This is a genomic window from Coprococcus comes ATCC 27758, from assembly GCF_025149785.1.
Lineage (GTDB): Bacteria > Bacillota > Clostridia > Lachnospirales > Lachnospiraceae > Allocoprococcus > Allocoprococcus comes.
Genome location: NZ_CP102277.1, coordinates 2,733,449 through 2,746,597, shown reverse-complemented (window position 1 = coordinate 2,746,597; position 13,149 = coordinate 2,733,449). Strand labels below are relative to the sequence as shown.

The following is a 13,149-nucleotide window of genomic DNA, read 5'->3' as shown; positions in this document are numbered from 1 at the left end:
ATCCTGATAATCTTACAGAGTTTATATCATATAGGATTACCGGTGTCCCTTAACTTTATGCATTTAGTATAACGGGAAATTATGGAAAGAATGTGACGGGCGGATAAAGAAATCCTGAAATATCTTAAAAACTTCTGAAGAAGAGATAAATTTCAGCAAAACAGTTGACATATATAGACTGCCGATATAGTATGGAGATACAAAGTATATAGATAACCGATATAAGAAAGGAGAAAGAAATGGCAGTTGATAAAAGTCTGATATCAGGGAGTACGACTCTTTTGATCTTAAGCCTCCTGGAAGAGAAGGATATGTATGGCTATGAGATGATCGATACTCTGAAAGGAAAGTCAAACAATGTATTTGAACTAAAAGCGGGAACCTTATATCCGTTACTGCATTCTATGGAAGAAAAGGGATGGCTTACCGTGTATGAGCAGGAAGCCGGTGGAAAGATGAGAAAGTATTACCGGATTACCAGAGATGGGAAAAAGCAGTATCAGGCAAAAAAGAAAGAATGGAAGGAGTATTCGGAGGCTATTTTACAGGTGATCGGAGGTGTGTGTTTTGGAACGGCGTGATTATCTGGAATTGATGACCGGTCAGATCCGCTGCAGGAAAATGTGTCCGGTTATTGCAAGGGAAGTAGAAGATCATATTGAAGATCAAAAGCAGGCTTTTATGGCAGAAGGGATGACGGAAGAAGAAGCTGAGAAGGCAGCTGTGGAGGAGATGGGCGACCCGGTTGAAGTTGGTGTGGAGATGGATCAGATCCACAGACCGAAGATGCCGTGGAAAGCAATTCTGGTGATCGCTCTGATGGAGATCCTGAGTGGAATTTTTGCAGCATTCTTTTTGAAACAAAGTGAAAGCTATGGATATGTTGCAGGGATCCGGCAGATATTCCGGATAGCGATGGCATTTCCGGTTATGATTCTGGTATGTTATATGGATTACAGCTGGATTGGAAAGCATGCAAGGCTTTTTGCCGGTGGTTATCTTCTGTTTATGGTTCTGATGAGACATTTTTTTGTTCTTCAGATCAATGGTGCGGCAAGGTGGATTGGAGTCGGTGGCTTCAGCGTAAGTCTTTCACTGATGAGCTGGTTGTTTCTTCCATTATATGGAGCAGTGCTGTACCGGTACCGGGGAGAAGGCTACGGTGCCGTGCTGAAAGCTGTAGTCTGGATGCTGCCGATAGTAGGATTCCTGATTACCTGTCCGGATTCTGTGATGGCAGGAACGGTGGGACTTTCCTGCATTTTTATGCTGATGCTGGCGTTGGAAAAGGGATGGTATCAGGTTGCGGTCAGAAAAGTGATGGCCGGGCTCGGGATACTGACAGTCGGAATTCCGGCGGGGATATTAGCATACTTTTTCTTCTTTGGTGCGGAATATCAGAAAATGCGTATCCGGGCGATGTTTGTGCTGGATAAAGAGGCAGGAAGGATGAAAGGCACGACGCTTGGGGCAGTACGGGAACTGCTGTCGAGATGTATGGCAGTTGGACGTGCTTCCGGAGTCGATCGCTTTTGGGCTGGAGACCGCATCAGTTCTGCTGACTATATGATGCTTGGAATTGCAGGGTACTTTGGAATCCTTGTGATGGTACTTTGTATTGCAGTGATTGCCGGTCTGTTATGCTGGTTTTTAAGAAGTACGCTGAAGCAGAAGAACCAGCTTGGCATGATGATGGGATTTGGATGCGTGATGGTTCTGACAATCCAGTTTCTGTTATCACTGCTGGCGAACATTGGGATATCCGGGATCGGTCAGTGTGCCTGGTGTCTGTTCTTCGGATATGGACGAAGCGGTCAGATGGTTTCAGCAGTATTGATGGGAATTTTGCTGAGTATTTACCGGCATCAGAATGTAACTCCTGAGCTTGTAGTTGAAAAAAGAGCGGCGGCGAGCTAAGATAGAAGAAAAAAGAGGAGGAACAAAATGCTGGTTTGTGATTATATTGTAGAGAGAATCGACGGAGACTATGCGATGCTGAAGCGGACCGATCTGCCGGAGGAAGAGGCAAAGATGGTAGCAAGAGCGCTTCTTCCGGAAGAGATCCGGGAAGGAAGCTGTCTTCATTATGAATTACTTCAGTATACAATTGTTGAATAAAGGTATGGAAAATGGGTGTGCCCTGGGACTGGAAAGTGCCGGAGCACATTCTTTTTTTAAATGTAATTTTCTGTTTAGAAATTTTTCAGGAAATATTAAGGAAAATGAATGTGCATACTTAATAAAGGGAGTGTAAACTCTATTCCCGAGGTGAAGAATATGGATAAGATTTCGGTAGTCGTACCATGTTATAACGAAGAAGAGGCATTGCCTGTTTATTATAAAGAAATGTGCCGTGTAATGGACGAGATGAAGGATGTTGTATTTGAACTGATTTTTGTAGATGATGGTTCATCAGATGCGACGCTTGGTATCATGAAAGACCTGAATGAAAAGGACAGCAGATGCAGATATCTTTCATTTTCCAGAAACTTTGGAAAGGAAGCTGCGATCTATGCAGGACTGAAAGCATCGGAAGGCGATTATGTTGCACTTATGGATGTAGATCTTCAGGATCCACCGGCGCTATTACCTGAGATGTATGAGATCCTGCAGGAGGATGGATACGATAATGTAGCGACAAAAAGGGCCACAAGAACCGGAGAGCCACGTATCCGTTCTTTCCTGTCAGAAAGCTTTTACAAATTTGTAAATGCTATTTCAAAGACAGAGATTGTAGATGGAGCAAGAGATTACCGGCTGATGAAGCGAAAGATGGTGCAGGCAGTTCTGGAAATGAGCGAGTATAACCGTTTCTCAAAGGGAATCTTCGGCTGGGTTGGATTCCGTACAAAATGGCTGCAGTACGATAATATTGAACGTTCTGCCGGAAAAACCAAGTGGTCCATGTGGAAGCTGTTTAAGTATTCTGTGGAGGGAATTACCGGATTTTCAGTGGCACCGCTCTCACTGGCTTCGGTAGTGGGTGTACTGTTCTGCCTGCTTTCCTTTATTATGATTGCAGTGATCATAGTAAGGACGCTGGTCTGGGGAGATCCGGTATCTGGCTGGCCGTCACTTGCCTGTATTATTTTCATGGTCAGTGGAGTACAGCTTCTTTGTACCGGAATTGTAGGGGAGTATCTGTCAAAGACTTATCTTGAGACGAAGAAACGTCCGATTTTTATTTTAAAGGATTCCAGCGATGATAAGGAGCAGAAGCATGAAAGAGCGTAGAAAAGATCTGCTATGGGAAATGGCACTGGTCCTGCTTACGGTTACCGCCTGTCTGTATTCTACAGGCGTAGGAAATATTTTTGGGGCAAAGGTGGACTGGAGCAGTCAGCACAGTGTGTTCCCGGAATATTTCCGGCAGCAGTTTTATCGTACAGGGCAGTTTTTTCCTGAGTTTGCATTAAATATTGGCGGCGGCCAGAATATTTATAATTTTTCTTATTATGGATTGTTTAGTCCGGTCGTTCTGATCGGTTATCTTCTGCCGAATGTAAAGATGTCGGATTATATGATGGTGGCAAGTATTGTCTGTCTGGCAGCAGCGGTTATAATTTTGTACCGGTGGCTGAAAAGTCGGGAATTTACAGCTGTGGTAAGTGGGATGACAGCGCTGATGTTCCTTTTCGCAGGGCCTATGATCTATCAGTCGTCACATCAGATCATGTTTGTAAATTATATGCCATTTCTTTGTCTGACATTTTTGGGAATTGACCGGTATTTTGAACAGAAAAAATCCGGTTTGCTGATCGGCGGAACCTTCCTGATGATCATGACAAGCTTTTATTTCAGCATCGGTGGAATACTGGCGCTTGGTCTATATGGAATTTACCGGTATGCAAGGACGAAAGAGCGGGCAGAAGAGATGATTACGGTAAAAGGATTTTTAGGTGACGGACTGCGGTTTGCAGGAAGGATCCTGACGGCAATCATGCTTGCAGGAGTTCTCCTTGTGCCGACTGCGATGGCTCTTCTCGGGAGAAGCGGAAGCAGGGGAGAAAAAACAGATCTCTGGCAGCTTCTGACACCGCAGATCAATTTGGAAAAATTTCTGTATGGGGCATATGGACCGGGACTTAGCTGTCTGATGCTGATTATTTTGCTGACCGGACTTTTTTATAAAAAGGCTTATGAGAAGATACTGTCGTTTGGCTGTCTGGTGGTGCTGACAGTTCCGTTTTTTTCGTATCTGTTAAATGGTGCACTTTATGTCAGACCGAAGTCGCTGATCCCATTTTTGCCGCTTATGTGCTATCTTACGGCAAAATATCTGGAGAAGCTGAAAAATCAGAAAATAGGGAGAATCTGGATGCTTCTGCCATGTCTGGCGGTTGTTATATATATTTATCTGAAGAAGGATGATATGAAAAGCGAAGTCCTTTGGAAACTACTTTTACTGGATGCGGTCATAACACTGCTGATCTGCGTGGCACAGGCGTATAGTGCATGGATTCGGAAGTATCTGACAGTAGCCGTTCTGGGACCGGTGATCCTGAGCCTTATTATTACCGGAAGCTATTCCTGGGAAAAGAGTGGAAATCTGGAGAGCAGGAAAGCATATGAGGAAGATACCAGCCGGTCCATCGGGAAAGCTGTGGACAAGGCAATTGCATCAGATGGTGGATTCTACCGGGTCGAGCAGGTTGGAAATGAAGAGAAAAATGCGGAAAATCTGAATCGTGTGTGGAACAGTGAGCAATATATTACATCCCTGTATTCTTCTTCCTATAATGCGGATTACCAAAATTTCCGTAAAAATGATTTTCAGGTAGAGCAGCCGTACCGAAATTTTCTGATGCAGTCGGTTTCGCAGAATCCGGTATTCAGACAGCTGATGGGAGTGAAATATCTGATCTCCAGTCAGAATATACCGGGATATGAGAAAAAGTGGATGACCGGGGGAGGGGATGTGTACTGTAATGAAAATGCAGCACCGATTGCCTATGAGACGGATCAGACGATGTCGGAAGCGGAATATGACAGACTGGATTTCCCATATAATCAGCTGGTATTTACCAGATATGCTGTGACAAAGGACGGAACTGTATCGGCAGGACAGGTGAAAGAAAAACTGGCAGAAGACATAGAGAAATGTGATTTTCGGATTCCGGAAAAGAATAACGGGATTTCACTGGTTGTCTCGACTGAAAACGGATATCAGGTGAAAATGAAAAAGAAACAGGAGTTCGAAGTGGCTGTCCCGGAACAGGAAGAGAAAGATGGAGTTCTGTTTGTACAGTTTCGAATCGAAAATAAAAAACCGAAAGAGGATATCGAAATATCCCTGGAAGGAGAGCGCAATAAACTTTCGTCAATCCAGCATGTGTATTATAACAGAAATACCGTATTTACCTATGCAGTAGGACTGGAAAAGGGGCAGAAAACGGTCCGTTTATCTCTTGGAAAAGGAGAGTATACGATTAAAGATATGAGTGCATATAACGGCGTATTAAATGAAGATACCGGCCTTTATCAGAGTGTATTCAGGGTGGATAAAGAGCAGACGAAAGGGAATCTGATCCAGGGGAGAATCAAAAGTCAGAAGGATGGAATGTTCATTACGTCCATTCCGTTTGATAAAGGGTTTGAAATGACGATAGATGGCGTAAAGGTGAAATGTGAAAAAGTGAATAAAGCGTTTCTGGGATTTCATCTGGAAGCAGGAAAACATAAAATCAGAATTTTGTATCATGCGCCTGGAGTGACAGCCGGAAAGATACTGACAGGTCTTGGCGTTCTGATTGTGATCGCAGGGGCAGTAAGAAAGAAAAAATGCGCGGAGTGAATCTTTAAGATTCTGAAATAAAAAAGGGCGTGTGAAAAAACGAAAGTTTTTTCATGCGTCCTTTGCTTATGAATACAACAGTAGTTATAGTTCATAAAAAAGTGTATAACTCCCCTTTCCCCATAAGAAAGCTATTATGGAATCCTATGCGGCAGTTGCAACTTTTTTCTGTTTGTTGTGATATTTATAAAGATTGTGTCCAATAGAAACAAGAAATACTTCCAGCAGAACAGATTTTATTCCTCTTCGGACAATTCTTTTGTACCAACGGTCGTTTTTGATGATGCCAAATGTACCTTCTGCCTGAATAGATCTATTCATTCTTAGAAGTGCTCCCTGGATACTTTCAAGATTTTCAATTACTTCCTGATGCATCGCTGTAAGTTCACGGTTGATCCGAACGATACGGTTTTTATCTGTCTTTTTACATTGTTCTGCGTATGGACATCCGGAACAGTCTTCACACTGGTAGTATTCTTCCTGACGTCCATACTTGTTTCCCTTTACGTTTTTTCGATACCGAAGATAAAAGTTTTTCCCGTTTGGACAACGCATGATTCCGTCTTCACCAATTGGAAAATTTACCGCTCGGAATGGATCTTCACGATACTTCCTGTCAGTAGTCTCTTTCTTGAACATGGTGAATTTCATATACTTTTCCATTCCATGCTGTTCACAAAAGATGTAATTGTTGTAAGAACCATATCCGGCATCTGCCACTGGATACTTCGGATAAAAGCCATATGTAGTATAAAACTCGTTCATCAACGGAATAAAACAATCCATGTCTGAGCGATACTGATTTACATCAACAACAGCAATGTATTCATCCGCAACACCAACCTGCACATTGTAAGCTGGAAGCAGCTGGTCATTTCCCATATAGTCCGTCTTGATCCGCATAAAAGTGGCTGAATGATCTGTCTTTGAGTAGCTGTTGCGTTCCTTCCCACAGATTTTGATTTTTTCCACGTATTCTTCTAGTTTTACAGCATACTCCCTAAGTTTCTCATAATGACGTTGCTGCGTGGTTTTGCGATGTCCCCTCCCATGAACAAACATCGTTTCATCAATCTGCCAGGCTTCTGCATACTGTTCAGTCGCTTTCTTCAGATACTCAGGTGCATACTCACTATTGATACAAAGCTTTATCCCTGTACATGACAGTTCTTCATTGATTTCCTCAAAGAGTGTAGTAATCTTATCAAAGAGACGGTATCTGGATTTTTCTGTGGCTTTTTTCCACACCCAGGAATATTTATTTGTATTTGCTTCAAACTTGGAGCCATCGATGTATAGATGTTGGAGATCCACATGTTCTGTCTCGAAGATTTTTTTATTTATGTCTTGAAATATTTCTTTAATGGAATCAGCAAGTACCTCGTTAATGAAGTAGCCGAAGGTACGATAAGAAGGTGTTTGATGATCCATGAGATACATGAAGCGGAGATTGACTTTACACTGGTCCTCCAACTCACGTAATGATATATAGCCATTCGCCATAAATCCGAACAAAACTGTCTTCAGCATGCTGACCGGGTCATATCTGAGTCTTCCTGTATAATGTTGTGGAATATTTTTCAGATACTTCTCCAGTTCAATTTCTCCCATAAATTTGTCAAAAGTCAGCACTGGATCACAGATGTCCAGATAATCTTGAATTAGCAGTGGCAAAACTGCCTGTTTTGGGTTAGAATAGATTATGTTATTAATTTTCATTGCAAGCTAATTATAACAGAAAGAAGGACCTTAGGGTTTATAATAAACCCTTGGTCCTTCTTTTTTTCGGGACTATGCTTTTTTCACAGCCCCTTTTTTATTTGACAGAGAATTCCGAAGAAGCTTGCTTTTGCCATCCATGTATCTGCAGGTAGTAGTTTACTTCTGGCGCTTGATCTGAAAATGAACGGCATCATCAGACCAGATCTTATCGGTATATCGGATTTCGATGGTAGACCAGTTCAGTGGGACTTCCAGAGAAAGATATCCTTCCAGGGTTTCGCCGGGAGCGATCGTTCCATCGAGCTTTGGCTGGTCGCTTGTGGTTGCAAGAGCAGTAAATGCAGCTGCACTGTAGTCAAGTTTGGTATCGTCACAATAATTTTCAAAGCTTGCCATACTGCTGATGACCAGATCATCAGATGTCTGATTGACAATTGTCATATGGACAAACATAAATTCATTGCCTTCTGTCGGGACAGACCAGTCATCTCCTTCGGATTCTACGTAGCTGTCCATCGTAATCTCAATGCCATTGTATGCGGCGGTCTCATTTTGCTTATAGATCTCTTTGGTGGCATCAGCTGTCTTCTTCGGTGTTGAAGTGCCGGAAGAATTGTCAGAAGAAGTGTGCATTTTGGAAAAAAGGGATATAACCGCAATAATGATCAGGATGAGAATCAAGATGATAAACGGCAGACTTTTTTTGTGTTTCTTTTTGGGGTTTGTTAGCTGGTCTGGTGAAGTTACATCATCAGAAGATGCATCGGACTTTGTGCCTGCAGTATCGTTTTTGGAAACTGGCGTTGGTTTGGCAGCAGGTTCATCTGCCTGACCGGAGCTGATAACTGGTTCTGGAACTGGAGAATGCTCCTGTACGGAGGATTCATTTCCGGAAAAGGGTTTGTCTGTAGAAACTTTTTCAGTCTCTTTTTTTTCAGTGGCTTTCTTCTGAGCTTCTGCTTCTTCTGCTTCCGGAACATTTTTACGCATGCTGCGCATGGCAGCAGCTGTGCTGTGGTAGGTCTCCGGTCCGTTCAGGGGATCGTCGAAAAAAGCCTGCTGTCTGGCAGCCGGGCGCTTTTTTCCGGAAACAGATCCATGCTTATGAGCAGAAGATCTGGCACTTCGGGTATCTGTATCATCCGGAATCACAGCGGATGCCGGAAATCTTTTACGGCAGGTATCACAGAGATATTTGCCGGGATATTTTTTGCTGGGGCGGACTTTGTGACCGCATACAGGGCATTTCATTCTAAGTTAAGTCTCCTTTATGATTCAAGTGTTCTGTTTTTATTATAGGGGAAAATCCTGTCAAAAACAAGGAGGTATTCTTGTCGAACAGACAGAAAAGTGATATCATACTGACTAAGTAACGTGGCAGAAAGTCGAAGCTGTCAGATACAGGAAAACAAAAGAAAGCAGGGAATGATATGACATATCAGGAAATGATGGAAAACGCAAAATTATCTATGGGGATTTACTGCAAAGCCTGTCCGGTTTGTGATGGAAGAGCATGTAAAAACCAGATACCGGGACCGGGCGCAAAAGGTGTTGGTGATACTGCGATCAGAAATTATAAAAAGTGGCAGGAGATCCGCGTGAACATGGATACGATCTGTGATGGCGGAGAGGCAGACACTTCTGTGAATTTATTTGGAAAGGAATTTAAGATGCCGTTCTTTGCAGGACCGGTTGGAGCCGTGAATCTGCACTACAGTGACAGGTATGATGATGTTTCTTATAATAATGTACTGGTATCAGCCTGTGCAGATGCCGGAATCGCCGCATTTACCGGAGATGGAGTGAATGCAAAGGTAATGGAGGCTGCAACGGAGGCAATCCGTGAAAATACTGGATGCGGGATACCTACAGTAAAGCCTTGGAATCTGGATACTGTCCGGGAGAAGATGGAACTGGTGAAGAAGTCAGGAGCATTTGCGGTAGCGATGGATATTGATGCGGCAGGACTTCCGTTTCTGAAAAATATGAATCCGCCGGCAGGAAGCAAGAATGTACAGGAGCTTTCCGAGATTGTGAAGATGGCTGGAAGACCATTTATCGTCAAAGGCGTGATGACAGCGAAAGGCGCAAGGAAAGCAAAAGAAGCAGGTGCCGACGCAATCATCGTATCTAATCACGGAGGAAGAGTACTGGATCAGTGTCCGGCAACTGCAGAAGTGCTGGAAGAAATTGTAAAAGAAGTGAACGGTTCTATGAAGATCCTGGTTGACGGAGGAATTCGTTCCGGTACAGACATTTTCAAGGCACTTGCACTTGGTGCTGACGGTGTGCTGATCTGCCGGCCGTTCGTTGTAGCGGTTTATGGCGGCGGAGAAGAAGGCGTGAAGCTTTACATTGATAAACTGGGAGCAGAACTCAAAGATGCCATGCAGATGTGCGGTGCACATTCTGTTTCAGAAATTACAAGAGATATGGTAAGATATTACCAGGACTAGAAAAATACTTGCAGGAGGATAATACAATGGGAATGAGAGTGAACGCAGAGCTGCCATTACCGGCAGACCTGAAAAACGAATATCCGTTATCGGATAAAATAAAAGCTATCAAGGCGAAGAGGGATGAGGAGATCCGAGATATTTTTACAGGGAAATCAGACAAATTCGTGGTGATCATCGGACCATGTTCGGCAGACAATGAAGATTCGGTATGTGAGTACGTGAACAGGCTTGCAAAGTTAAATGACAGAGTATCGGATAAGCTGATGATTATTCCAAGAATCTACACGAACAAGCCACGTACAACCGGAGAGGGATACAAGGGAATGCTGCATCAGCCGGATCCGGAGCAGGCACCGGATCTGCTTGCCGGAATCATTGCAATCCGTAAAATGCATATCAGAGCCATGCAGGAGACTTATCTGACAGCAGCAGATGAGATGCTTTATCCGGAGAACAGAAGTTATCTGGATGATATTCTTTCTTATGAAGCGATTGGTGCGCGTTCGGTTGAGAACCAGCAGCACCGTTTGACTGCGAGCGGAATGGATATCCCGATTGGGATGAAGAATCCGACAAGTGGAGATTTATCGGTAATGCTCAATTCTGTTGTTGCAGCACAGGGACCGCACCGCTTCATTTATCGTGGGCAAGATGTGACGACAGGTGGGAATGATCTGGCACATGTGATCCTGCGGGGCGGCGTGGATAAATATGGCACAACGATTCCAAATTACCATTATGAGGATTGCAAGAGACTTCTGGATATGTATGAGCAGAAGAATTTGAAGAATCCTGCAGCGATCATTGATGCCAATCATTCCAATTCTAACAAGCAGTACAAAGAACAGCTCAGAATTGTAAGCGAGGTACTGCACACAAGAAATTATGATTCAAAGCTGAAAAAACTGATCAAAGGTGTAATGGTAGAAAGCTACTTGGTAGAAGGAAGACAGGATATCGGCGGAAATATGGTATACGGTAAATCGATTACGGATCCGTGTATTGGATGGGAAGATACAGTGAGACTGATTGATAAGATTGCGGAAGACTGTTAATTGTAAAAATACAGTGTATCAAGGTTGAAAAACTTTGATACACTTTTTTTTTGCAGAAATGATTACAAAATTACAGTAAGATATATTTCCAGGGCAGATAGAATGTATGTTGTAAAAACATAAATTACGGGTTAATGAGAAAACTTTTCAAAAATTCCTATAGACAAAATCCCACTAATATAGTAGACTATAAATAGTTAGAAAAAGCTAACCAAAATAAATTAAAACAAACTCATGCAAGAGGAAAACAACATGAACTGGATGCAGAAAGATGTACAGACATCTGCTCAGATGGAAATTGCATGGCAGTGTGCTCCGGTATTGACCGGTGTAAAGCCATCCAATATTCTGACCTTGAAAAATGTAAGTGAAAAGGAAGTTGCGGAAAGTCTGAAAGAGATGGGAATTTCATACAGCATGCTTTGCGACGGCGGAGTCCGAAAAGTATGGCTGATCTACAGAGAAGAAGAGATTCTTGAAATCCTTGGAAAAAAAGAATACAGCGAATTTCTTGATACACTTGGTTATCGGGGATTTGAGTTTCCGCAGATGCTTCAGATCATGAATCTGAGATTTGAAGGATATCAGCATGGAAGTGCAGAATTTCCACATGAACTTGGAATTTTCCTCGGATATCCACTTGCAGATGTGAAAGGGTTTATTGAGCACAACGGAAAAGATTTCCTTTATCAGGGATACTGGAAAGTGTATGAGAACGTAGAAGAACGCAAGAAAATGTTTTCTATCTACAACGTTGTAAAAGAGGAATTTATCAGGGAAATGCAGGCAGGGAAGGATCTGTGGCATGCAGCAAGAAGCGTGAGACAGCCATTTGACATACAGCCTGCATAAAGGAATAAAACCTGGTAGATGATAGAAAGAAAAAAGAAAGGAAGAATTTAAAAATGAGTGATATTTGTGTAGCATACTGGAGCGGAACAGGAAATACAGAAGCAATGGCACAGGCAATTGGAGCAGGAATTACAGCAGCAGGGAAAAGTGCTGATGTAGTACCGATGGAAACTATTTCGCCTGCTGATTTAAAAGATCAGGCTGTCTGGGTACTTGGATGCCCTGCAATGGGAGCTGAAGAACTGGAAGACGGAACGGTAGAACCGTTTGTATCTGAACTGGAAGGATTTGCATCAGGAAAAAAGGTTGCCCTGTTTGGATCCTATGACTGGGGCGACGGTGAATGGATGCGTACATGGGCTGAAAGAATGGAACAGGCTGGCGCACAGATCGTCGGCGGAGAAGGACTTATCTGCCACGGAACACCGGGAGCAGATGCAATAGATGAGTGTGAGTCACTCGGCAGGGAGGTGGCTGGCTTATAAGAAATACGAATACCTTTTAAATAAAACAGAAAACCGAAAAAGCTAAATAATCAAATAAAATTATAATCAAATCAAAAACAAATAAAAATCAAAAATTAAAAGCTAAATAATCATCAAAAAAGAGCCGCTCCGTTTCTACGGGGCGGCATACAAAAAAATCACAATTGTTATTAGAATGAATTAAGGAGATGGATAAGAATGAGCGTTGTAATTGTAGGAGGTCATGACAGAATGGTCTGTCAGTATAAAAAAATATGCAAACAGTTTAAATGTAAAGCTAAAGTATTTACGCATATGTCTGCCGATCTGAATAAGCAGCTTGGACAGCCTGACCTGTTTGTACTTTTTACAAATACAGTATCGCACAAGATGGTAAAAACCGCGCTTGATGAGGCAAAAAGAAGCAATGCGAAGGTGGTTCGCAGCCATACAAGCAGTGGTGCGGCTCTGACAGAAATTTTAACACAGGAAGCAGGAGCAGCAGTTTAAAGCATGAATTTATTTACCGGGATCATGATCCCTTTTATTGGAACGACGATGGATGTGGCACTTGGATAGAATGCAGAGTGGAAAAGCGAAAAGAAATGAAATGAATGTGTCCTGGTATGAAAATTATCTGGGCACTTTTTATATGTGCCCAGCTTGGCAAATATAAAAAAGAGGTCTTTCTCACGAAAGACCTCTTACAGCGTGCGTTAGAGGATTCGAACCCCCGACCTTTTGGTCCGTAGCCAAACGCTCTATCCAGCTGAGCTAAACGCACATTTATATCGTGTGTTGAA

General features: G+C 42.8%; 12 protein-coding genes and 1 tRNA gene. 10 read left to right on the top strand and 3 right to left on the bottom strand.

Annotation, left to right across the window (positions count from 1 at the left end; genetic code table 11):
• The first annotated feature begins 239 nt into the window (after positions 1 to 239).
• From NQ556_RS13460 to NQ556_RS13440, 5 genes are all read left to right on the top strand, one after another.
• On the top strand, positions 240 to 581 hold the full coding sequence (locus NQ556_RS13460) for a PadR family transcriptional regulator (RefSeq protein ID WP_008373042.1): 342 nt from the start codon (positions 240 to 242) through the stop codon (positions 579 to 581).
• Positions 568 to 1,917: a permease prefix domain 1-containing protein gene (locus tag NQ556_RS13455; RefSeq protein WP_022220111.1), complete on the top strand. Its 1,350-nt coding sequence runs from the start codon at positions 568 to 570 to the stop codon at positions 1,915 to 1,917. Before NQ556_RS13460 ends, NQ556_RS13455 begins: the two co-directional genes overlap by 14 nt.
• Before the next feature lie 27 nt (positions 1,918 to 1,944).
• Entirely contained in the window at positions 1,945 to 2,118 is a 174-nt protein-coding gene (locus NQ556_RS13450) for a DUF3006 family protein (RefSeq protein ID WP_008373040.1), read from the top strand.
• A gap of 159 nt (positions 2,119 to 2,277) precedes the next feature.
• The gene (locus NQ556_RS13445) at positions 2,278 to 3,234 is read left to right on the top strand and encodes a glycosyltransferase family 2 protein (RefSeq protein WP_044999068.1); all 957 of its coding nucleotides are present in this window, start codon (positions 2,278 to 2,280) and stop codon (positions 3,232 to 3,234) included.
• Positions 3,221 to 5,794 (top strand): YfhO family protein, encoded by a 2,574-nt coding sequence (locus NQ556_RS13440; protein WP_008373037.1) that lies wholly within the window; start codon positions 3,221 to 3,223, stop codon positions 5,792 to 5,794. The genes NQ556_RS13445 and NQ556_RS13440 overlap by 14 nt, the downstream gene beginning before the upstream one ends.
• Positions 5,795 to 5,938: 144 nt before the next feature.
• On the opposite strand, the gene NQ556_RS13435 is transcribed toward NQ556_RS13440, so the two are convergent.
• Positions 5,939 to 7,513, bottom strand: a complete 1,575-nt coding sequence (locus NQ556_RS13435; RefSeq protein ID WP_055156304.1) for an IS1182 family transposase — start codon at positions 7,511 to 7,513, stop codon at positions 5,939 to 5,941.
• A 159-nt stretch (positions 7,514 to 7,672) separates the two neighbouring features.
• On the bottom strand, positions 7,673 to 8,767 hold the full coding sequence (locus NQ556_RS13430) for a DUF4352 domain-containing protein (protein WP_022220023.1): 1,095 nt from the start codon (positions 8,765 to 8,767) through the stop codon (positions 7,673 to 7,675).
• Positions 8,768 to 8,946: 179 nt separating this feature from the next.
• Between NQ556_RS13430 and NQ556_RS13425 the strand changes: the two genes are divergently transcribed.
• The 5 genes from NQ556_RS13425 (at position 8,947) to NQ556_RS13405 (ending at position 12,856) form a co-directional block, all read left to right on the top strand.
• The gene (locus NQ556_RS13425; protein WP_008369814.1) at positions 8,947 to 9,972 is read left to right on the top strand and encodes an alpha-hydroxy-acid oxidizing protein; all 1,026 of its coding nucleotides are present in this window, start codon (positions 8,947 to 8,949) and stop codon (positions 9,970 to 9,972) included.
• A gap of 26 nt (positions 9,973 to 9,998) precedes the next feature.
• On the top strand, positions 9,999 to 11,030 hold the full coding sequence (locus tag NQ556_RS13420; protein ID WP_008369816.1) for a 3-deoxy-7-phosphoheptulonate synthase: 1,032 nt from the start codon (positions 9,999 to 10,001) through the stop codon (positions 11,028 to 11,030).
• Between the two features lie 252 nt (positions 11,031 to 11,282).
• Positions 11,283 to 11,882: a DUF3793 family protein gene (locus NQ556_RS13415; RefSeq protein ID WP_022220024.1), complete on the top strand. Its 600-nt coding sequence runs from the start codon at positions 11,283 to 11,285 to the stop codon at positions 11,880 to 11,882.
• Positions 11,883 to 11,935: 53 nt separating this feature from the next.
• Complete coding sequence (locus NQ556_RS13410) at positions 11,936 to 12,367, top strand: flavodoxin (protein WP_008369820.1); 432 nt, start codon at positions 11,936 to 11,938, stop codon at positions 12,365 to 12,367.
• Between the two features lie 198 nt (positions 12,368 to 12,565).
• On the top strand, positions 12,566 to 12,856 hold the full coding sequence (locus NQ556_RS13405; protein WP_008369822.1) for a DUF2325 domain-containing protein: 291 nt from the start codon (positions 12,566 to 12,568) through the stop codon (positions 12,854 to 12,856).
• Between the two features lie 200 nt (positions 12,857 to 13,056).
• Here the strand turns inward: NQ556_RS13405 and NQ556_RS13400 are convergent.
• Positions 13,057 to 13,130, bottom strand: a tRNA-Arg gene (locus NQ556_RS13400).
• Between the last annotated feature and the right edge of the window lie 19 nt (positions 13,131 to 13,149).